This window comes from Pseudomonas sp. FYR_7, from assembly GCF_043106155.1.
Taxonomy (GTDB): domain Bacteria; phylum Pseudomonadota; class Gammaproteobacteria; order Pseudomonadales; family Pseudomonadaceae; genus Aquipseudomonas; species Aquipseudomonas parafulva_B.
Window position 1 is genome coordinate 17,348 of the sequence record NZ_JBICMI010000067.1, and the last position, 19,863, is coordinate 37,210.

The 19,863-nt window shown below is 62.9% G+C and carries 23 protein-coding genes and 1 other RNA gene; 10 read left to right on the top strand and 14 right to left on the bottom strand.

Going from position 1 to position 19,863, the window contains the following annotated elements:
- Positions 1 to 11: 11 nt before the first annotated feature.
- On the bottom strand, positions 12 to 1,154 hold the full coding sequence (gene argE / locus ACF8R3_RS16260; RefSeq protein WP_392515892.1) for an acetylornithine deacetylase: 1,143 nt from the start codon (positions 1,152 to 1,154) through the stop codon (positions 12 to 14).
- Positions 1,155 to 1,268: 114 nt separating this feature from the next.
- Between argE and ACF8R3_RS16265 the strand changes: the two genes are divergently transcribed.
- A complete protein-coding gene (locus ACF8R3_RS16265; protein ID WP_392515893.1) occupies positions 1,269 to 2,636 on the top strand; it encodes an inorganic triphosphatase in 1,368 nt (455 codons plus the stop codon).
- 5 nt (positions 2,637 to 2,641) lie between these two features.
- On the opposite strand, the gene ACF8R3_RS16270 is transcribed toward ACF8R3_RS16265, so the two are convergent.
- Entirely contained in the window at positions 2,642 to 3,112 is a 471-nt protein-coding gene (locus tag ACF8R3_RS16270) for an Lrp/AsnC family transcriptional regulator (RefSeq protein ID WP_027913434.1), read from the bottom strand.
- A 125-nt stretch (positions 3,113 to 3,237) separates the two neighbouring features.
- On the opposite strand from ACF8R3_RS16270, the gene ACF8R3_RS16275 reads away from it, so the two are divergent.
- From ACF8R3_RS16275 to ACF8R3_RS16285, 3 genes are all read left to right on the top strand, one after another.
- Positions 3,238 to 3,549: a hypothetical protein gene (locus ACF8R3_RS16275; RefSeq protein WP_058638180.1), complete on the top strand. Its 312-nt coding sequence runs from the start codon at positions 3,238 to 3,240 to the stop codon at positions 3,547 to 3,549.
- Between the two features lie 132 nt (positions 3,550 to 3,681).
- On the top strand, positions 3,682 to 5,355 hold the full coding sequence (locus tag ACF8R3_RS16280) for a GspE/PulE family protein (protein WP_392515894.1): 1,674 nt from the start codon (positions 3,682 to 3,684) through the stop codon (positions 5,353 to 5,355).
- 84 nt (positions 5,356 to 5,439) lie between these two features.
- Positions 5,440 to 5,754: a DUF2388 domain-containing protein gene (locus ACF8R3_RS16285; RefSeq protein WP_058638182.1), complete on the top strand. Its 315-nt coding sequence runs from the start codon at positions 5,440 to 5,442 to the stop codon at positions 5,752 to 5,754.
- 94 nt (positions 5,755 to 5,848) lie between these two features.
- Here ACF8R3_RS16285 and gcvH read toward each other — a convergent pair whose 3' ends face one another.
- From gcvH to ACF8R3_RS16330, 9 genes are all read right to left on the bottom strand, one after another.
- Positions 5,849 to 6,232 (bottom strand): glycine cleavage system protein GcvH, encoded by a 384-nt coding sequence (gene gcvH / locus ACF8R3_RS16290; RefSeq protein WP_058602832.1) that lies wholly within the window; start codon positions 6,230 to 6,232, stop codon positions 5,849 to 5,851.
- 51 nt (positions 6,233 to 6,283) lie between these two features.
- Positions 6,284 to 7,366 (bottom strand): glycine cleavage system aminomethyltransferase GcvT, encoded by a 1,083-nt coding sequence (gene gcvT, locus ACF8R3_RS16295; protein ID WP_392515895.1) that lies wholly within the window; start codon positions 7,364 to 7,366, stop codon positions 6,284 to 6,286.
- Positions 7,367 to 7,501: 135 nt separating this feature from the next.
- A complete protein-coding gene (locus tag ACF8R3_RS16300; RefSeq protein ID WP_196141251.1) occupies positions 7,502 to 9,124 on the bottom strand; it encodes an iron ABC transporter permease in 1,623 nt (540 codons plus the stop codon).
- A 74-nt stretch (positions 9,125 to 9,198) separates the two neighbouring features.
- Complete coding sequence (locus tag ACF8R3_RS16305) at positions 9,199 to 10,200, bottom strand: extracellular solute-binding protein (RefSeq protein ID WP_058602829.1); 1,002 nt, start codon at positions 10,198 to 10,200, stop codon at positions 9,199 to 9,201.
- Positions 10,201 to 10,342: 142 nt separating this feature from the next.
- On the bottom strand, positions 10,343 to 11,566 hold the full coding sequence (locus ACF8R3_RS16310; protein ID WP_058638187.1) for a 2-octaprenyl-3-methyl-6-methoxy-1,4-benzoquinol hydroxylase: 1,224 nt from the start codon (positions 11,564 to 11,566) through the stop codon (positions 10,343 to 10,345).
- A gap of 3 nt (positions 11,567 to 11,569) precedes the next feature.
- Complete coding sequence (locus ACF8R3_RS16315) at positions 11,570 to 12,052, bottom strand: DUF4442 domain-containing protein (RefSeq protein WP_058638188.1); 483 nt, start codon at positions 12,050 to 12,052, stop codon at positions 11,570 to 11,572.
- A complete protein-coding gene (gene ubiH / locus ACF8R3_RS16320; RefSeq protein WP_058638189.1) occupies positions 12,049 to 13,248 on the bottom strand; it encodes a 2-octaprenyl-6-methoxyphenyl hydroxylase in 1,200 nt (399 codons plus the stop codon). Before ubiH ends, ACF8R3_RS16315 begins: the two co-directional genes overlap by 4 nt.
- The gene (gene pepP / locus ACF8R3_RS16325; protein ID WP_058602826.1) at positions 13,245 to 14,579 is read right to left on the bottom strand and encodes a Xaa-Pro aminopeptidase; all 1,335 of its coding nucleotides are present in this window, start codon (positions 14,577 to 14,579) and stop codon (positions 13,245 to 13,247) included. The genes ubiH and pepP overlap by 4 nt, the downstream gene beginning before the upstream one ends.
- A 19-nt stretch (positions 14,580 to 14,598) precedes the next feature.
- Complete coding sequence (locus ACF8R3_RS16330) at positions 14,599 to 15,153, bottom strand: YecA family protein (RefSeq protein WP_027913422.1); 555 nt, start codon at positions 15,151 to 15,153, stop codon at positions 14,599 to 14,601.
- Between the two features lie 181 nt (positions 15,154 to 15,334).
- On the opposite strand from ACF8R3_RS16330, the gene ACF8R3_RS16335 reads away from it, so the two are divergent.
- The 4 genes from ACF8R3_RS16335 to ACF8R3_RS16350 all read left to right on the top strand — a co-directional run bounded on the left by ACF8R3_RS16335 (position 15,335) and on the right by ACF8R3_RS16350 (position 16,719).
- Positions 15,335 to 15,517, top strand: a complete 183-nt coding sequence (locus ACF8R3_RS16335) for a TIGR02449 family protein (RefSeq protein WP_033693939.1) — start codon at positions 15,335 to 15,337, stop codon at positions 15,515 to 15,517.
- Positions 15,514 to 15,834 (top strand): cell division protein ZapA, encoded by a 321-nt coding sequence (locus ACF8R3_RS16340; RefSeq protein ID WP_023532287.1) that lies wholly within the window; start codon positions 15,514 to 15,516, stop codon positions 15,832 to 15,834. The genes ACF8R3_RS16335 and ACF8R3_RS16340 overlap by 4 nt, the downstream gene beginning before the upstream one ends.
- A 17-nt stretch (positions 15,835 to 15,851) precedes the next feature.
- Positions 15,852 to 16,031: non-coding RNA, 6S RNA (ssrS, locus tag ACF8R3_RS16345), on the top strand.
- Between the two features lie 79 nt (positions 16,032 to 16,110).
- Positions 16,111 to 16,719, top strand: a complete 609-nt coding sequence (locus ACF8R3_RS16350; RefSeq protein WP_196186598.1) for a 5-formyltetrahydrofolate cyclo-ligase — start codon at positions 16,111 to 16,113, stop codon at positions 16,717 to 16,719.
- A gap of 16 nt (positions 16,720 to 16,735) precedes the next feature.
- On the opposite strand, the gene ACF8R3_RS16355 is transcribed toward ACF8R3_RS16350, so the two are convergent.
- Positions 16,736 to 16,888: a hypothetical protein gene (locus ACF8R3_RS16355; RefSeq protein ID WP_023532702.1), complete on the bottom strand. Its 153-nt coding sequence runs from the start codon at positions 16,886 to 16,888 to the stop codon at positions 16,736 to 16,738.
- Between the two features lie 178 nt (positions 16,889 to 17,066).
- On the opposite strand from ACF8R3_RS16355, the gene ACF8R3_RS16360 reads away from it, so the two are divergent.
- Complete coding sequence (locus ACF8R3_RS16360) at positions 17,067 to 17,516, top strand: EVE domain-containing protein (RefSeq protein ID WP_058638191.1); 450 nt, start codon at positions 17,067 to 17,069, stop codon at positions 17,514 to 17,516.
- 71 nt (positions 17,517 to 17,587) lie between these two features.
- Here the strand turns inward: ACF8R3_RS16360 and ACF8R3_RS16365 are convergent, their stop codons facing one another.
- Positions 17,588 to 17,992 carry a flagellar basal body-associated protein FliL gene (locus ACF8R3_RS16365; RefSeq protein ID WP_058638192.1) on the bottom strand — a complete coding sequence of 135 codons (405 nt, stop codon included), beginning with the start codon at positions 17,990 to 17,992 and terminating at the stop codon, positions 17,588 to 17,590.
- 158 nt (positions 17,993 to 18,150) lie between these two features.
- On the opposite strand from ACF8R3_RS16365, the gene ACF8R3_RS16370 reads away from it, so the two are divergent.
- Entirely contained in the window at positions 18,151 to 19,134 is a 984-nt protein-coding gene (locus ACF8R3_RS16370) for an NADPH:quinone oxidoreductase family protein (RefSeq protein WP_058638193.1), read from the top strand.
- On the opposite strand, the gene ACF8R3_RS16375 is transcribed toward ACF8R3_RS16370, so the two are convergent.
- Positions 19,135 to 19,785 (bottom strand): gamma-glutamylcyclotransferase, encoded by a 651-nt coding sequence (locus ACF8R3_RS16375; protein WP_058602821.1) that lies wholly within the window; start codon positions 19,783 to 19,785, stop codon positions 19,135 to 19,137.
- Between the last annotated feature and the right edge of the window lie 78 nt (positions 19,786 to 19,863).

Below are 19,863 nucleotides of genomic sequence, written 5' to 3' on the forward strand. Positions count from 1 at the left end.
GGGGTGGACGTTTAATGCAGGCAATAGTGCCCGATCAGGTCACGCAATAGACGCACGGTCGGCTTGATACGTGACATGTCCAGGTATTCGCCAGGCTGGTGTGCGCAGGCGATGTCACCAGGGCCGAGCACGATGGTCTGGCAGCCAAGCTGCTGAAGATAAGGTGCTTCGGTGCCGAATGCCACCGCTTCGGCGCGGTGGCCGGTGAGCCGCTCTGCCACCTGGACGAGTTCACTGTCGGCCGCCTGTTCGAACGGCGGCACTTCGGGGAACAGCGGCGCATAGTCGATACGCACGTCATGGCGCTCGGCCACCGGAACCAGTTTTTCACGGATGGCGGCGCGCAGCTGGTCCACGTCCATGCCCGGCAATGGGCGCAGGTCGAACTCAAGCGCGCACTGGCCGCAGATCCGGTTGGGGTTGTCGCCACCGTGAATGCAACCGAAGTTCATGGTCGGCGCAGGCACCGTGAATTGTGGATTGTTGTAGACCTTCTGCCATTGCTGGCGCAGGCCCATCAGTTCGCCCATTACCGCATGCATGGCATCCATGGCGCTGCGGCCAAGGCTTGGGTCCGATGAATGACCACTGCGCCCGAGGATGTCGATCCGATCCATGAGGATGCCTTTGTGCATGCGGATCGGCCGCAGTCCGGTCGGCTCGCCGATGATCGCCGCGCGACCCAGCGGCTGGCCAGCATCGGCCAATGCACGGGCGCCAGACATGGAGCTTTCCTCGTCGCAGGTGGCCAGAATCAGCAGCGGCTGCTTGAAGTCGTGCTGCAGCAAGGGAATGACGGCCTCGATCACCAGTGCGAAAAAACCCTTCATGTCGCAACTGCCGAGCCCCACCCAGCGACCCTCGACTTCGGTCAGCTTCAAGGGGTCGCTGCTCCAGAGCTGCTCGTCGTAGGGCACGGTGTCGCTGTGGCCGGCCAGCACCAGGCCGCCAGGGCCGCTGCCGCGGCTGGCCAGCAGGTTAAACTTGCCGGGAGTCACCTGCTGAATGTCGCAGGAAAAACCCAGATCACCCAGCCAGGTAGCCAGCAGGTCGATGACCTGACGATTGGACTGGTCGAGCGAGGCCTGGGTGCAACTGACCGAAGGCGCGGCGATCAAGGCGGCAAATTGGTCTTTCAGCGTCGGCAACGGCATGCGTGTACTCCTCGGAAGCATTGCCCATCATAGGACCATCCGCCGTCTGGAATAAACCGTTGACGGCCTACTGCTGTAGACTCTGCATCGACCACGCCCCCTTTCGAGCCTGTAATGCCCAAAGAAACCGAACTCAAGCTGCGCGCCAGCCCCGAGACCCTCGCCGCCCTGCGCGAGCACCCGCTGCTGAAAAAGCGCAACAAGTCTGGCTGGCAGACTCGCGAACTGCTGAACCAGTATTTCGACACGCCTGAGCGCGCGCTGGCCGAGGCACGTGTTGCCCTGCGCCTGCGCCGTGACGGCGATACCGTCATCCAGACCCTCAAGTGTCGCGGCACCAGCGTGGCTGGCCTGTCCGAGCGCAACGAGCACGAATGGCAACTGGACAAGGTGAAGCTGGACCTCAAGAAGCTGGATGACAGCTGCTGGCCCGTGCAACTGGCCGACCTGGACAAGAAGACCATCAAGCCGTTGTTCACCACCGACTTCACCCGCGAATACGCCGAAATCGCCTGGGGCCGTGGCAAGGCCAAGGTGGTGATCGAGGCCGCGCTGGACCAAGGCTTCGTGATTGCCGGCAAGCGCAAGGAAGCGATTTGCGAGTTGGAACTGGAGCTGCGTGAAGGTGAGCCTGCGGCGCTGCTGGAGCTGGCTGCCGAGCTGGCCGCAAGCGTTGCGCTGATGCCCTGCGATATCAGCAAGGCTGAGCGCGGCTACCGCCTGCTGGAGCCCGAGCGTTTCGAGCTGGATCTGAGCGTCGCCGACCTCGAAGCGGACATGGCCTTGGACGATGCCTACGCTGCGTTGGCGTGGCAACTGCTGGGCAACAGCCAGCGCCTGGCCGAGCAATACCGCCACAGCGGCCACTGGCGGTCGCTGCAGGACTGGGTGCAGAACCTCATCGAGCTGCGCGCCATCACTGCCAGCTTGGGCCAGGCCGCCCCCCGCGCTGCCACCCGTGACCTGCGCGCGCGCCTGGATGCCCTGCTCGAAGACTGGCGTCCACTGGTGCAAGCCGGCAACGATGATGAAGACATCCGCCGCGCTGCGCCCGAGCAGTTCGCAGAAGAGCTGGATGATCCTCGCTGGGGCCAGTTCTCCCTGGAAACCTCGCGTTGGCTGCTGTCGCGCACCTGGACCGTCGAACGCAAGGGTCGTGGCGAGCGCCAGGGCAAGGCGCTTCTGGCAAGCTGGCTGGCACACCTGATTGCCGAGGAAGGCCGCGCTCTGAAGTTGTCGCTATACACCCAGCGCCCCGAAGACCTGGCAGAGCAACTGCCGCGCATCGAGCAAGTGATGGCCTGGTTGCACCATGCCCGCCATGTGCTGGATGCACCTCAAATGGACCGCCTGTACGGCGACATGAAGAAACTGCACGAGCTGGCTGAGCACCCGATCAGCGATGAGGTGCTCGAAGCCCGCATCGAGCAGGCGCGTGCCGTCGATCAGAGCCGTGGCTGGAAGCATCTGCTCAAAGCGTGATGCCCTCAGCCCGACAGCGGCAGGCTGGTGGTGGACTTGATCTCCGAAAGGGCCACGATCGAGTTCACCTCCTGAATACCGGGCACGTTCGAGAGCTTTTCGAAGAAGAACCGTTCATACGCCTCGATATCCGGGGTGACGATACGCAGCAGGAAGTCCACCGACCCCATCAGCACGTAGCACTCGAGCACCTCTGAAAACCCGCGGATCGCCTCTGTGAACTCGGTGAAATTCGAGCGGCCATGGGCATTCAATTTCACTTCGGCGAATATCTGGGTGTTCAGCCCGATTTTCTTGCGGTCCAGCAAGGTGACTTGCCCGCGAATCACCCCTTCCTCTTTGAGCCGTTGAATCCGTCGCCAGCATGGCGACTGTGACAAGCCAATGCGTTCGGCGATCTGAGCGCTGGACAGCGAAGCGTCTTCTTGTAGCAACTCGAGGATACGACGGTCGTAGGCATCCAATGCGCTGTGCATGAAAAATTCTCCAGATCGAACTGCTTCGATCATAGTTATGCAAGAACAGGCTGATTGGGTCGAATCTTAGCGAAAAAATACCGGTTCAGGCGTGCAAAACTTCCTTCACTCAAAGAGGATGACGCATGAACTCACTGCCGCGTGTCGATGTATGGGCCAACAGCAATGCTCACACCACTGTGCTGTATCGCTTGCAGGCCGAAGCCGAGCCCGACAGCTTGTGCCGGGTGCTCAATCAGTTCGCCTTGCAAATGCTCACACCGCATAGCGTCCAGGTCACTCAACAGGATGACTGGTTGGCCATCGATATCGGCATTGGCGGCTTGAGCTGGCACCGCGCCGAAGTGATCGCTCAGAAATTACGCAACATGGTGTGTGTGGCTGACGTGCACTTGGCCCCGCAACACCGTGTAGAGCTGTCGGTAGTGCACGCCTAGCGGCGCACCGGCCAGCGCTTTGACATGAGCATGAATAGCCCTCAGGCAAAACCCTGACATCCTTTCGATTCGGCTTTGGCGGAGGGTGAACTAGCCTAGATCGGGTCTTCTTGATCAGGCACGGACGCCTTTATGCATAACCCCGATACCCTGGCACTCGACCTGCACCGGGTGCTCGAAGCCTTGCTCATCGACCAGCGCCTGCACGCCAGCGATAGCGTGCGTGTACTTGAACATGCCGTCGATCACCCTGCCGATCATCCGCTGGAGCAAGTGGCCGCCTGCAACCTTGCCGACCGCCTCCATCCGGGGCAAGTACTGGACCTGGATCGGCTTTGCCAATGGCTGGCTGCCAAGACGGGCCTGCCCTATCTGCGTATCGATCCGCTGCAAATCGACCTGCAGCAGGTGGCTGAGCTGGTGTCCCCAGCCTTTGCGCAGAGCCACGGCATTCTCATCGTGGCAGCTGACGCGGCGAGCGTCACCGTGGCCAGCGCACAGCCCTATCAGTGCCGTTGGCAGGCCGATCTGGCCCTGAGCCTTGGACGAACCGTGCGGCGAGTGCTCGCAAGCCCTGTGCAGATGCGTCAGGCCGGTGAACCCTTCCAGCGCCTGGCGCAGTCGGTCAAGGGCGCGCACCACCAGCAATCGAACCGCTTCGGCGAACTCGAGCAGTGGCTGGAGCTGGGCAAGCGTCACTCGCAGGCCAACGCGGATGACGCGCACATCGTGCATATCGTCGACTGGCTGCTGCACTACGCGATCGACCAGCGCGCCAGCGACATCCATCTGGAGCCGCGCCGCGACCAGGGCCACTTGCGCTATCGCATCGATGGCCTGTTGCACACCGTCTATGTTTTCCCCGCCGCAGTCGCAGTGGCCTTGATCAGCCGCCTGAAGCACCTTGGGCGCATGGACGTCGCGGAAAAACGCAGGCCTCAGGATGGCCGACTGCAAAGCCGCCTGCCAAACGGGAGCGAGGTGGAGCTGCGTTTGTCGACCCTGCCCACTGCCTTTGGTGAAAAACTGGTATTGCGCCTGTTCGACCCGCAGCAGCTGCACGAGAGCTTTGATCGGCTCGGTCTTCAGGGGCAGCAATTGGGTCAATGGCAAGGCCTGCTGCAACGGCGCCAGGGCATCATCCTGGTCACAGGGCCTACGGGCTCAGGCAAGACCAGCACGCTGTACGCCAGCCTCAAGCTATTGGCCACCCCGCAGGTCAACCTGTGCACCATCGAGGACCCCATCGAACGGCTCGAACCCGAGTTCAACCAGTTTCAGGTGCAGCCGGCCCTGGACCTGGGCTTTGCCAACGGCGTGCGCGCCATGCTGCGCCAGGATCCGGACATCATCATGATCGGCGAAATACGGGACCCCGACACCGCACGGGTGGCCGTGCAGGCCGCCCTTACCGGGCACCTGGTGCTGTCTACCCTGCACACCAACGACGCCTGTGCTGCAATCATCCGCCTGCAAGAACTGGGTGTGGCTGATTACTTGATCAAAGCGACATTGATTGCGGTGATGGCCCAGCGGCTTGTGCGCACGCTGTGCAGCCAGTGCCAGGGGCGCGACGCAGCCAGCTGCAGAACGTGCCGCGGCACGGGTTTTCATGGGCGTACCGGCTTGTTCGAATTACTCGAACCCAGCGACAACCTGCGTGCCCTGATCGGCCCTCATACGGACCTTGCGCAATTGCGACGCCAGGCCCAGGCAGATGGCCTTGTGGACCTGCGCCGCTGCGGCGAGGCCAAGGTTGCGTGTGGGCAAACCCTGGCTGACGAAGTACTGCGTGCATGCAGCTGATCAGAAGCGGCAGGCCCAGGAACTTGGCAGGTTCGCGAGCATCCAACCGCACATCTTCAACCCTCACCTTCGAGGTGTCTCATCATGCGTCTCAACACTGCCATCGCTGCCGCAGCCCTGCTCGCGCTGCCTGTGGGCTCGGCCATGGCCGATTCCTTCTGGCGTAATGTGATCTCTTCCGGTGCAACCACCGGCTCGACCTACCTGACCTCGCGTGACCACAAGTTGGTGATGGCAGCGCAGGATGATGCTGGCAGCTTCGTAGCCAGTGAAGGCGCCATCCGTGGGCCATTCCTGGAGTCGGCAATCAAGCAGGTGCGTGCGGAACATCCAGGGCTTCACGCGTCTGACATGGAGCTGGCCAATGCCATTCTGGCCAAGCATGCAATAGCCGACTGATCGGTACAGCGCCGGCCTCAACGCCGGCTAACTCGCGCCAGGAGGTCTTCAACCCCTGGCTGCGAGTGCTTTCTGCCGATGACGCAAGGACGGCTTACTCGCCAATGGCGGCCTTGTAGCCCGCCGCATCCAGCAGTTTATCCAGATCAGCCTGGCTGCTCGGCTTGAGCTTGAAGATCCATGCGTCGTAGGGCTGCTCGTTCAGTTGTTCAGGGCTGTCGGCCAACGCCTCGTTGACCGCGATCACTTCGCCACCGACCGGGGCGTAGATGTCGGACGCGGCCTTGACCGACTCCACGACACCGGCCGCGTCGCCTGCGGCAAACACCTTGCCCACTTCGGCCAGCTCGACGAATACCACGTCACCTAGCGCTTCCTGCGCATGGTCACTGATGCCTACCGTGACGGTACCGTCGGCTTCCAGGCGGGCCCACTCATGGCTTTGGGCAAAACGAAGTTCGGCGGGGATATTGCTCATGTCTTGAATTCCTCGATTGGCTCAGCGGTACGCCCGCCGTTTGATGATGGATCAGATCAGGATCTTGCCGTGGCGCACGAAAGTCGGCCTGACCACGCGCACCGGGTACCACTTGCCACGAATTTCCACTTCGGCCCGGTCGCCCGTGGCCATGGGCACGCGTGCCAGGGCAATGGACTTGCTCAGCGTAGGTGAGAAACTACCACTGGTGATCTCCCCTTCGCCAATCCCCGCCACACGGACCACCTGGTGGGCGCGCAGCACACCACGCTCCTCCAGTACCAAACCCACGAGCTTTTCCTGTACGCCCCGCTCGATTTCCGCCAACAGCGCCGCGCGACCGATGAAGTTTCGGCTTGCCGGCTCCCAGGCGATGCTCCAGCCCAGATTGCACGATAACGGGGTGTGCTGCTCGTCGATGTCCTGCCCGTAAAGGTGCATGCCGGCTTCGAGCCGCAACGTGTCGCGAGCCCCCAGGCCGCTGGGCGCGATACCGGCGCCAACCAGGTCGTTGAAAAAGGCCACGGCCTGGTCACCCGGAAAGATCAACTCCAGGCCATCTTCGCCGGTATAGCCGGTGCGCGCGATGAACCAGTCCCCGTCCATCACCCCTTCGAAGGGGCGTAGCGTGCGTATCAGAGCGGCCCGCGAGGCACTGACCAAAGCAGCTACCTTCTCGCGCGCGTTCGGGCCCTGAACGGCAAGAATGGCGAGGTCCGGACGAACCTGAACGTCGACGGCAAGCCCATCACGCTGCTGGTCCAGCCACTCCAGCACCCGGGCTCGGGTGGCAGCGTTGGTGACCAGCCGGTAACCGGTCGCCGTGCGATAGACGATCAAGTCATCGATCACCCCGCCCTGCTCATGCAGCATCGGGCTGTAGAGTGCCTTGCCAACCTGATCGAGCCGGGCGACATCATTGGCCAGCAGCCGCTGCAACCAAGCCGTGGCCGCATCGCCCCGGATATCAATGACGGTCATGTGGGACACGTCGAAGACCCCACAGTCACTGCGCACCTGGTGGTGCTCATCGACCTGCGAGCCATAGTGCAGCGGCATGTCCCAGCCACCGAAATCGACCGTCTTGGCGCCAAGCGCCAGATGCAGGTCGTACAAAAGCGTGCGCTGTCCCATGGGTTTCTCCTTCCGGGCGTGGCGAAGCGGCAGCAGTGGAAGGCTCATGGCCTTCAGCTGTGTGAACAGCGTTGTTTTGATTGCCTGCTGCGCGAGTGCCGCGCATTGTAGCGGCAAGGGCGCAAGCTGACACCCTTAGCAGGAATAGCCTGGCCTGCGCGCCGAGCGGCGTATCAGGCCAATGACCGGCAGCAGCCCGACCACCACCAGCGTCAATGCCGGCAGCGACGCCCGCGCCCATTCACCCTCGCTGGTCATCTCGAACACCCGTACCGCCAGCGTATCCCAGCCAAAAGGACGCATCAGCAGGGTAGCCGGCATCTCCTTGAGCACATCGACGAACACCAGCAACGCCGCGCTCAGTGCGCCTGGCAGCAGCAGCGGCAAGTACACCTTGATGAACAGCCGCACCCCGCCCACACCCAGGCTGCGCGATGCCTGCGCCAACGAGGGACGAATCCGTTCCAGGCTGCTCTCCAGCGGGCCGTAGGCCACGGCGATGAAACGAATCACATAGGCCAGCAGCAATGCTGCAAGGCTGCCCAGCAGCAATGGCCTGCCCGCGCCTCCCAGCCAGCTGGACAGCGGCGCGACGACCTGGCTGTCCAGGTAGCTGAAGGCCAGCATGATCGACACCGCCAGTACCGAGCCGGGCAAGGCGTAGCCCATGTTGGCGAGCCCTACACCGACGCGAATGCCCGGCATGGGCGCCTGGCGCCGGGCAAAGGCCAGTAGCAGCGCCACGCAGACCGTCACCAGCGCTGCAACGCCGCCCAGGTATAGGGTATGAAGCACCAGGCCGATGTAGCGCTCATCCAGATCGTGGCGCCCGCGCTGCCAGAACCACACCAGCAGTTGCAGCAAAGGGATGACGAATGCGCAGGCGAAGACCAACAGGCACCAGCCGCTGGCCAGCACGGCCTTGCCACCCTGCAGGCGGTACAGCGCCTGGCCTCTGGGGCGTTCACTGGCGCTGTGGTTGGCGCCCCGCGCACGGCGCTCGCCGTACAGCACCAGCATGACGGCCAGCAACAGCAAACTGGCCAATTGCGCAGCGCTGGACAGGCTGAAGAAGCCATACCAGGTCTTGTAGATGGCGGTCGTGAACGTGTCGAAGTTGAAGACCGCCACGGCGCCGAAGTCGGCGAGGGTTTCCATCAGGGCCAAGGCGATGCCCGCCCCGATGGCAGGTCGGGCCATGGGCAGGGCCACCCGCCAGAATGCCTGCCAGGGCGAGAGCCCCAACACCCGGGCGGCCTCCATCAACCCTTTGCCCTGGGCAAGAAACGCTGTGCGTGCCAGCAGGTAGACATACGGATAGAACACCAGCACCAGCACGATGATCACGCCGCCGGTAGAGCGCACCCGTGGCAGGCGCATGGGCCCGAAAGCCTCGCGCAGGGCACTCTGCACCGGGCCGGCGAAGTCCAGCAAACCTACGAAGACGAAGGCCAGGACGTACGCCGGAATGGCAAACGGCAACATCAGCGCCCAATCCAGCCAGCGACGGCCCGGAAACTCGCACAGGCTGGTGAGCCAGGCCAGGCTGACACCGAGCAAGGTGACACCCAGACCGACACCCACCACCAAGGTAACGGTGTTGCCCAGCAAGCGCCCCATCTGCGTGTCGAGCAGGTGTGACCAGATCTGCAGGTCGATCGACTGCCACGACAACAGCAGCACGCTCAGGGGCAGCAGCACGAGGCCGGCGATCAAAGTGACGGGGAGGTACCAGCGACGACGGTGGGTGTAGGGCACGTTATGTCTCGATGACGGGTCGCTGCAGGACCCACGAAGAGGCCTCGGCAGGCCTCTCGGGCAGGGAGCGCCGCTCAGTTCCAGCCAGCACGGTCCATCAGGCGGATGGCTTCGGCCTGCCGCTTGCCGGCCACTTCCACCGCAATGCTGTCGGCCTTGAAGTCGCCCCACGCGGCGACTTCGTCAGAGGGCTTGACCTGGGGGTTGGCCGGAAATTCCTGATTGAGGTCGGCGAACAACTTCTGCGCCTGTTCACCGGTCATCCATTCGACCAGCTTTGTTGCGGCCTCAGGATGAGGCGCGTGCTTGGTCAGGCCGATGCCGGAGAGGTTTACGTGCACGCCACGGTCTTGCTGGTTGGGCCAGAAGATCTTCACCGGCAGGTTGGGGTTCTGCTTGTGCAGCCGGCCGTAATAGTAGGTGTTCACCACGCCCACGTCGCACTGACCCGCCTCGACGGCCTGGATCACGGCGTTGTCATCCGAGAACACGTCGGTGGAGAGGTTATTGACCCAGCCCTTGACGATCTGCTCGGCCTTCGCCTCACCATGGCTTTCGATCAGGGTGGCGGTCAGGGACTGGTTGTACACCTTCTTCGCCGTGCGCAGGCACAGCCGACCTTCCCACTGCTTGTCGGCCAGGGCTTCATAGGTGCTGAGCTCGGCCGGCTTGACCCGTTCGGTGGAGTAGATGATGGTGCGCGCCCTCAGGCTCAGGCCGGTCCAGTCGTGGGACGAGGCACGGTATTGAGGCGGGATGTTGCGCTCGATGATCTCGGATCGGATCGGCTGCAGGATGCCCATCTGCTCAGCCTGCCACAGGTTGCCTGCGTCGACGGTGAGCAGAAGATCCGCCACACCGTGCTCGCCCTCGGCCTTGATGCGCTGCATCAGGGGGGCTTCCTTGTCGGTGATGAACTTGACCTTGACCCCGGTCTCGGCCGTGTAGGCGTCGAACACTGGCTTGATCAGCTCGTCGATACGCGAGGAATAGACCACGACCTCGTCAGCTGCCTGCACGGTACCACCGACAACGCTCAGGGCCAGGGCGGCCAGTAGGGACTTGCGTGGCAACATGGAAGGCGCTCCTCGATCGATTAGAGAGGCGCAGATGGTAGTGAATCCCATTTGAACCCTCACCCCCATTGCCGTTACTGGATGTTGCTATGTGCCAGGGTCCGCCACGTATCCATACTCGACAGTAGGCCCTGAGCAGCCTTCACGCCTTGGCAAGATCCGGCAAGTCGCCACTCAAGCCGAGCGCCTGGCGCACGAACACGGCTTTTGCCTCCGGCAACTGCTCGACCAGCTTCAAGCCACTGTTGCGCAGCCAGCGCAGCGGCAACTTGTCGGCCTGGAACAGCCGCTCGAACCCTTCCATGGCTGCCATCAGCGCCAGGTTGTGCGGCATGCGTCGACGCTCATAGCGGCTCAGCACCTTGACATCGGCCAGCCTTTCCCCCCGCTTGCAGGCGTCCATCAGGACTTCGGCCAGTACCGCCGCGTCAAGGAACCCCAGGTTCACCCCTTGCCCTGCCAGCGGATGAATGGTGTGGGCCGCATCACCGATCAACGCAAGGCCGGCTTCCACGTATCGCTTGGCATGCCGCTGGCGCAGGGGTACGCACAGCCGCGGGTCAGCTTGCAGCACCGTTCCGAGGCGGCCCTCGAATGCACGCTCCAGCGCCCTGAGGAAGGCTGGCTCATCCAGCGCCATCAGCCGCTCGGCCTCGACCGGCGTGGTTGACCACACGATCGAGCACCAGTCCTGCTTGCCGTCTCGGGTCAAAGGGAGGAAGGCGAGCGGGCCATCGTCGGTGAAGCGTTGCCAGGCGGTGGCTTGGTGATTTTGGGCACAACGCACGCTGGTGACGATGGCGTGGTGCAAGTAATCCCACTCGCGCGTTTCACACCCAGCCAGGCGGCGAACCGCAGAATGAGCACCGTCGGCAGCCACGACCAGCGGTGCGCGCAGCTGCCGGCCGTCGTGCAGCGTCATCAGCCAGTCATCGCCGGAATGGCGCAGCTGTTCCATGCGCGCATTGGGCAGCAGGCCGATGTCGCTGTCATGCAGGCGTTCGAGCAAGGCATCCTGCACCACTTTGTTCTCGACGATATGGCCCAGCACCTGCGCATGCACGCTGGTGGCGGAAAAGTGAATCTGCCCAGTGCCACTGCCATCCCAAACCTGCATATCGGAATACGGCGTCGCGCGCCGCCGTGCAATGCCCTCCCAAGCGCCCAAGCGGTCGAGAATACGCTGGCTAGCCGCGGACAACGCACTGACCCTGGGCTCGAACGGCGCCTTGGCGTCGAACGGCCTGACTGCCAGGGGGCCGCCATCGAGCAGCAGCACCTGCAGACCGCTATGGCGCAAGGCGAGCGCCAGCGCGCTGCCGACCATACCAGCACCTACGATCAGAATATCTGCGCGTGTTTCCATGCCTTACGCCAGCCTCGCTTGCGGCTTGAGCCGCACGTATAGGGTTTTATCGACCCGCGCCACCAGTTCACCAGCGCCGTCGCGGATATCGACCTGCAAACGGGGCAGGCATTTCTTGCCGGTGGCGGTCTGCTGGCGGATATCGTCCAGCAGCGCGTCATCGACATGGAACTCGGCATACACAGGGCCCTTGCCAGGGGTGATGAAATCGATGCTGGCGGCCTTGTCCCAGACGATGTAGTCGCGCCCCAGCCGTTCGATGAGCAAGAGCATGTAGAACGGGTCGACCATGGCGTAGAGGCTGCCACCGAACTGGGTGCCCACGTAGTTGCGGTTCCAGCGGGTAAGCTTCATCGCCACCCGGATGCTGCGCATGTCAGGGCTAATGTGCTGCACACGGATACCTGCGCCCAGGTAAGGCGGATACAGGTTCAGCATCCAGCGCAGGACGCGCGCACGCCGGGCCAGTTTGCGTGGGTTGTTCATGCCTTGCCCCGTACATCGGAACGCGTACCCAGGCCCATGGCCTGACGGGCGAACCAGCTTTTGGCCGGTGGCAGCAGGTCAAGGCCCAGCAAACCCAGGTTACGGCCTGCGGCGAGCAAAGGCTGGCCGCTGCCGAACAGCCGCGTCACCTGATCGGAAAACCCGATGGTCAGCGTTTGATCCAGGCGCTGGCGCTTGCCATAAGCCTGCAAGGTCGCAAGGTCACCTGGCCGTTGCGGCCCTGCAAGCAGCGCCTCGGCAAGGGACTGCACATCCCGCAGTGACAGGTTGAATCCCTGCCCCGCGATGGGGTGCAGGCTGTGCGCAGCGTTACCTAGCACGACCAGGTGGGGACGGATCTGCTCCTGCGCCTCGATTAGCGACAGCGGGTACAGATGCCGTACGCCTACCTGCCGAAGGGTGCCCAGGCGGTAACCGAAGACGCCCTGCAATTCACGCAGGAAACTGCGCTCATCCATGTCAGCCAGGCGCTGCGCATCCATGCCCTGCCGTGTCCAGACCAGCGCGCAGCGGTTTTCCGGTAACGGCAGCAAGGCCATGGGACCGGCTTCGGTGAAGCGCTCGAAGGCCTGCCCGCGGTGAGGCTCGCCGGGGGTGATGTTGGCGATCAATGCGCTTTGTTCGTAAGGGGTATGGCAGACGTGAATACCCAGTTGCTCACGCAGGCCCGAGCGGCCACCATCGGCCAGCACCGCCAGGTCGCAGTCAATGTGCGTGTCGTCATTGAGGCGCAGACGGTAACCGCCCTCGATAGCCTGCATCGACGTCACTTCCGCCGGGCAGCGCCAACTGACCACATCGCTGTCCAGGCCCTGCCACAGGCATTGCCCGAGCCAGGCATTCTCGACCACGTAGCCCAAGGCCGGAACGCCTTCTTCCCTCGCATCCAGGCGGGTGGCACCAAAGCGCCCCCGGTCCGAGACATGAATTTGGGCGATCGGTTCGGCACGCCGCTCGATGGCAGGCCACAAGCCCAGTCGATCGTAGATCTGGCGGGTCCCGAACGACAGCGCCGAAGAACGCGCATCGTAGCTAGGCTGGAAGCTGTCGCCGGGGGCGAAGGGCTCAATGAGAAGGATTTTCCAACCACGCGCCTTGGCCCCTGCCTGCAGGGTCAGCGCCAAGCTGGCCCCAACCAGCCCGCCGCCGATGATCGCGAGATTCACCTGGGTCATAGGCTGGCCTGACGCGCGTCGTGCATCAACGCCTCGATCTCGGCGACGGTGCGGGGAACGCCCGATGTCAGGATTTCACAGCCTTGCCTGGTGACCACCACATCATCCTCGATCCGAATGCCGATGCCGCGCCATTTCTTGGCCACGCTTTCATTGTCGGCTGCTATGTAGATGCCGGGCTCGACGGTCAAGGCCATGCCTGGCTCGAGCACCCGCCACTCACCGCCCACCTTGTAATCGCCCACGTCATGCACATCCATGCCCAGCCAATGGCCGGCACGGTGCATGTAGAACGCCCGGTACGCCTCGCTCTCGATCAACGCCTGCACGTCGCCCTTGAGCAGACCCAGCTCAACCAGCCCTTCGGTGATCACCCGCACGGTGGCTTCATGGGCATGGTTCCAATGCTTGCCCGGGGCGATTTCGGCAAACGCCGCTGCCTGGGCGCTGAGAACCAGCTCATAGATCGCCTTCTGCTCCGGTGAAAACCGCCCGCTGACGGGGAAGGTGCGGGTGATGTCACTGGCATAGCAATCGATTTCGCAGCCCGCGTCGATCAGGACCAGGTCGCCCTCCTTGAGCGGCGCGTCGTTCTGCTGGTAGTGCAGGATGCAACCATTGCGCCCTGCGGCGACGATCGACCCGTACGCCGGCATTTTTGCCCCGCCCTGGCGGAAGGCGTAATCGAGTTCGGCTTCCAGGCTGTACTCATGAAGGCCCGGGCGGCAAGCCTGCATCGCCCGTACATGGGCTTTGGCAGATATCTCGGCGGCCGTGCGCATCACTTTCACTTCCGCCGCCGATTTATACAGGCGCATGTCGTGCAGCAGGTGATCCAGGGCAACGAATTCGTTCGGGGGCTGCGCACCGAGGCGGGCTTTGGAGCGGATCACGTTGATCCAGTCCATCAGCCGGCGATCGAACTCGGGATTGCTGCCCATGGCGCTGTAGACGCGTTCGCGGCCTTCAATCAGGCCCGGCAGGATCTCGTCAATGTCGGCGATGGGAAACGCATCGTCAGCACCGAAGTCGCGCACCGCACCTTCCTGACCGGCCCGCAAGCCGTCCCACAGCTCGCGCTCAGGATTGCGCTCGCGGCAGAACATCACGTATTCGCCATGCTCACGGCCAGGTATCAACGCAATGACCGCCTCGGGCTCGGGAAAACCACTGAGGTATTGAAAGTCGCTGTCCTGGCGATACACGTGCTCCACATCACGGTTGCGGATGGCAACGGCGGCGGCAGGCAGGATGGCAATGCTGTTGGGAACCATCTGCGCCATCAGCGCCTTGCGCCGGCGGGCATATTCGGCCTTGGGAATGCGGCTCATGGGCAGACTACCCCGTCGTTCAGTGCAGAGAAGGCTTGGGCGCAGGCGCTGCGGGCTTGGCCAGTTCGGAAAACAGCAGCAACGGCGCGACGCGCAGGTATTCCATCACTTCCATGTAATCGCTTTCGCCGTCCTCGGATTCTTCCAGCGCTTCCTGCACCTGGGAGATGGCCACCAGGTCCTGGAGCACTTCCTTGGCCTCGATGGACAGGTCTTTGCCACCGGCGTTCAGGCCGAAGCCTGTGATGAAGCCTTGGCACCACTGCCCCAGGGCGGTGGCGCGATCGGTCAGCGCAGCATCGTCGGACGGCAGCAGCAGCACGATCGCCATGTCGTCGCTGGTAAGCTCGCCCTTGACCATTTCCTGCAGGCCGATCAGGGCATTGCGCACAGCGTCTTGCGGTTCGGTTTCCAGCAACTGGGCCGCATCGGCCAGCCAGCCGTCGGCATCGAAGCCGGCACCCGCACAGCTGCGGCCGATGAGCAGGCCGTGCAGTTCGGCGGGTGTGACGGGGTGGCCATTGCTGGAAAGCAGCATGGCGAAAGCAACGTAGGGCGATTGAGTATTGGGCATGGGCTGCTAGGCGCCGGAGGGCGCAATGACTAGAATGAAGGCCTTGTATCCTAGCACCGGCAGGCGCGCCAAGACCATCGGCACTGGCAGTCACGGCCCAGGGAGAGGCATCATCGCAAGATGAGTCAATGACGGAGCGAATCGAGTGCAACCCACGCAAGAGAACGACCTGCAGGCCCTGATGAGCCGATTCGAGCTGCTGATCGAGCGTGTCGAGCAACTTAAACGGCAAAATGCACTCCTAGTAGCTCAGGAAAAGTCCTGGCGCGAAGAGCGCGCCCACCTCATCGAAAAGAACGAGATCGCCAGGCGCAAGGTCGAGTCGATGATCTTGCGTCTCAAGGCCCTGGAGCAAGACTCATGAGTTCAAGCAATAGCGTCACCGTGCAGATCCTCGACAAGGAATACTCGATCATCTGCCCGCCCGAAGAGCGCAACAACCTGGTCAGTGCAGCTCACTACCTGGACAGCAAGATGCGCGAGATTCGCAGCAGCGGCAAGGTGATCGGTGCCGACCGCATCGCGGTCATGGCGGCGTTGAACATTACCCACGAGATGCTCCATCGCCAGGAAGACCGCAGCGCGGCTCCGGCCGGCGGGGCCACGCGCGAGCAGGTGCGCGATTTGCTGGACCGGGTCGACCAGGCGCTGTCCGACGAGACGGGTACCAAAAAAAACTGAGGTTGTTATACTGGCGCCACTCCCTGGTGGATGCGCCAGTCGGTTATGTCCCTGAGCCGATACGCACAACCACGGGGGTTGCACGCTGGGGCAGGTGTGCATGTCCGCTCGACGGAAAGCCTTAATGTCCCCTGCAATCTCCACCTTGAACTTTCGGGTTCAAGGGCTACACCGATAGCGGTCTTATCGGGGAGCCCGAATTCCTTTGCCCGCCACTCGGCGGGCAAGTCGTTTTGGCCGACAGCAATGGCCAGCACTTCTCGGATCGCCCGTGCCATGACCGACACCGCGACGCTCAGCCGCCCTCAACTTCGCAGGCACTTGCGCAACGCGCGCCGGGCGCTCACGCCCGCCCAGCAGCGTCAGGCCGCTGCAGGCCTGTACCGTCTGCTGGCACAGCATCCACTCTTTCGCAAGGCCAGGCATATCGCCTTGTACCTGCCCAACGACGGCGAAATCGACCCTGCATTGTTGCTGCGCGAGGCGCAGCGTCGCGGCAAGCGCACGTACTTGCCGGTGCTGCATGCATGGCCACGCACCCGCATGGTGTTTCAGCGATTCGAGAAGGGCGAGAAGCTCACGCCCAACCGTTTCCGAATCCCTGAGCCGGCCACCGACCGCAGGCGTCAACGCCCGGTGTGGGCACTGGACCTGATTCTGCTGCCCCTGGTGGGCTTCGACGACGCGGGAGGGCGACTGGGCATGGGCGGTGGCTTCTATGATCGCAGCCTGGCTTACCTGGCCCGTCGGCAGACCTGGAAAAAACCACGGCTGCTAGGCTTGGCGCATGAGTGCCAGAAGGTCGAGCGGCTAGCACAAGCCAGTTGGGACGTGCCTTTGCAGGGAACGGTCTCGGATCGTCACTGGTACGTGGCACCGCGCTAAGCGGTGCCGGGAAGGGTCAGCGTTGCGCCTGACCAGCTTCGTATGGCATCTGGTAGGCGTTATCCAGCTTGCGCTCCCAGATCCCCTGCGCATAACCGGTGGTAACCACACCCAAGCCAAAGATGAACACCAGGACCCACAGCAGGTCCGGCTTTTTACGTTGATTCATCGACGATTGCCCCCCAGGCAAACTGTTCAGTGCTCGGCGACTTCTGGGTAGTACCTGAGCATCGCACCTCAAACGGGGCGCATTCTCCGACAACCTGAGCCACCACGCAAACGTTGACGTCAACCGGCCGTCGGTTTGATGGAACGAGTTATTTCAAAGCATTTCTGGAGCAAACAACATGGCCTATTGGCTGATGAAGTCCGAGCCCGACGAACTGTCGATTGAAGGCCTGGCTCACCTTGGCGAAGCTCGTTGGGACGGTGTACGCAATTACCAGGCGCGCAACTTTATGCGTGCGATGAGCGAGGGAGACACGTTCTTCTTCTACCATTCCAGCTGCCCTCAACCCGGCATCGCCGGCATTGCCAAGGTCATCCGCGCAGCCTATCCGGACCCCACTGCGCTGGACCCGCAGAGCCCTTACCACGATGCCAAGGCCACGCCCGACAAGAACCCGTGGAGTGCGGTAGACGTGGCCCACGTGCGGACCCTGCCGCGCGTGCTTGAGCTGGGCTGGTTGAAACAACAGCCAGCCCTGGCCGAGCTGGCGCTGGTACAAAAAGGCAGTCGCCTGTCGGTCATGCCGGTCACGGCCGAGCAGTGGACGGCCATCCTGGCGATGGTTTGAGGCACCTGCCCCGCTCCGGCATTCCCTTGAACCCCAGCCTTCAGTGGCTGACCGAAAACCGGGTCAGCCGCTCACTGGACGATCAGGTTGTTGAACAGCAGGTCCTCGACGATCGGCTTGCCCTCTTCGGTCTCCATCACCTGCTGAACCTGCTTTAGGGCCTCCTGACGTAAATGCTCCTTGGCCTCCACATTGCTCATGCTGTCCACGGTCTGTTGAGTAAACAGTGCGACGAGCTGGTTGCGGATCAGTGGTTCATGGTGCTGTACCGCCTTGGCGGCCTCATCCCCGGTCACTCGCAATGCGACGTCCGCCTTGAACACCCGCAAGCGCGGACCACCATCGAGCGCATAGTTGCCCACGAACGGCGGCGTCAGCGTGATATAGGCCACCTTGGGCGCACCCTCCTTGCCCTCCTCGGCCACGGCTGCGGCGGGTAATACCAGTGCCAACACCATCAATATCCACGCTTTCACGAAATCGCTCCTCTATTCAGGTGGCGCCAGCTTAACCAGCACATCGTTCAAACCCAAGCCTGGGCTTATGCCGGCCCATCAGGACAAGCCATGCTCGTTGACCCAACTGGCGGCCCTCCTACACTTATCGGCCATTACCCGCAAAGGAATAGGCCACGATGAAAGCGCTGCTATGCAAGCACCTGGGCCCGGCCCGCGAACTGGTCCTGGAAGACGTGCCCAGCCCAACGCCCAAGCCCAACGAAGTGCTGTTGAACGTGCAGGCGGCTGGGGTCAACTTTCCCGATACCTTAATCATAGAAGGTAAATACCAGTTTCAGCCGCCCTTGCCCTTCTCACCGGGTGGAGAGGCCGCGGGCACGGTCGCAGCCGTCGGCGCCAAGGTGGGCGCCTTCAAGGTGGGTGACCGGGTCATGGCACTGACCGGCTGGGGTGCTTTTGCCGAGCAAGTGGCAGTGCCCGCCTCCAACGTAATGCCCGTGCCAGCCAGCATGGACTTCATCACCGCCGCCGCATTCGGCATGACCTACGGCACCTCGATGCACGCCTTGCACCAGCGCGGTCGATTGCAAACCGGCGAGACCTTGCTGGTATTGGGCGCGTCCGGCGGGGTGGGCCTGGCGGCGGTCGAGATCGGCAAAGCCATGGGGGCGCGGGTCATCGCGGCTGCCAGCAGTGCGCAAAAGCTCGCGGTGGCCCGTGCCGCTGGGGCCGATGACCTGATCGACTACAGCCAGGACAATCTGCGCGAGGCCATCAAGCGCCTGACCGATGGCAAAGGTGTGGATGTGATTTACGATCCGGTGGGCGGCGAACTGTTCGAGCACGCCGTGAGGGGCCTGGCGTGGAACGGTAGGTTGTTGGTAGTGGGTTTTGCCAGCGGCACCATTCCCCAATTGGCAGCCAACCTTGTGCTGCTCAAGGGGGCGGCGGTACTGGGCGTCTTCTGGGGCGCGTTTGCCCAGCGCCAACCCGAGGATAACGCGGCCAACTTCAAGCAGCTGTTTGCCTGGCACGCGCAGGGCAAATTGAAGCCTCTCGTTTCACAGACATACGCCCTGGCCGACGCGGGTGCGGCCATCGAAACGCTGGGCCAGCGCCAGGCGGTCGGCAAGCTGGTGGTGGTGCCGCCGCGTGCGTGATCACCGTTCGCGCAGATCGTGACAGCGCCTGAAGCGCGCTTCCAGGTTGCGATCAGGCATATGGTGGCTGCGCAGGGCATGAAGGGTCTGCTCGACGTAATCGCGCGTGGTGCCATAACGCCCTTTGGCGCTGGCCAGTATGTGGCTGAGCACGTTATCCGGCAGATTGCCCGCGTAGCAAGGCAGGTGCCGCTCCAACACGAAACCCAGGGCCTGCACCCTGCTGCCATCGTCGAGTCGACAGTTGAGCCAGTGGGGGCGGTAGGCGGGGTAAGGCATTTCGCGTTGCCACAGGGCTCGCAGCGATGCATCGAGTGTCGCGTCATCCAGCCTGTAGGCAAAGCCGCTGCACGAGCCGCCTCGATCCAGGCCAAACACCAAACCTGGGGTTTCGGGCGTGCCACGGTGCTCGTGCGACCACAGGTACAAGCCCCGGTGGTAACCGTGCACCCGCGCACGTCGACGCTCCACCGCGCTGCACTCGGGCCGCCAGATCAAAGAGCCATAGGCAAACAGCCACACCGGCCCGCCCTGGTGACGGGACATGGCGGCTTGCATGGAGTGATGCAATTGCTCGTGGGTCAGTTGCTGACCAAAATCGAGCGAAGGGGGGTATGTGACTTGCCAGGATGACCGTTCGAGCGCCGACATAAGCTGCCGCTATGATTCCCTGTTAACAAAGCATGTAACGTGACCGAGCCTGATGCGTTGTCACTGCGTCGTTGACCA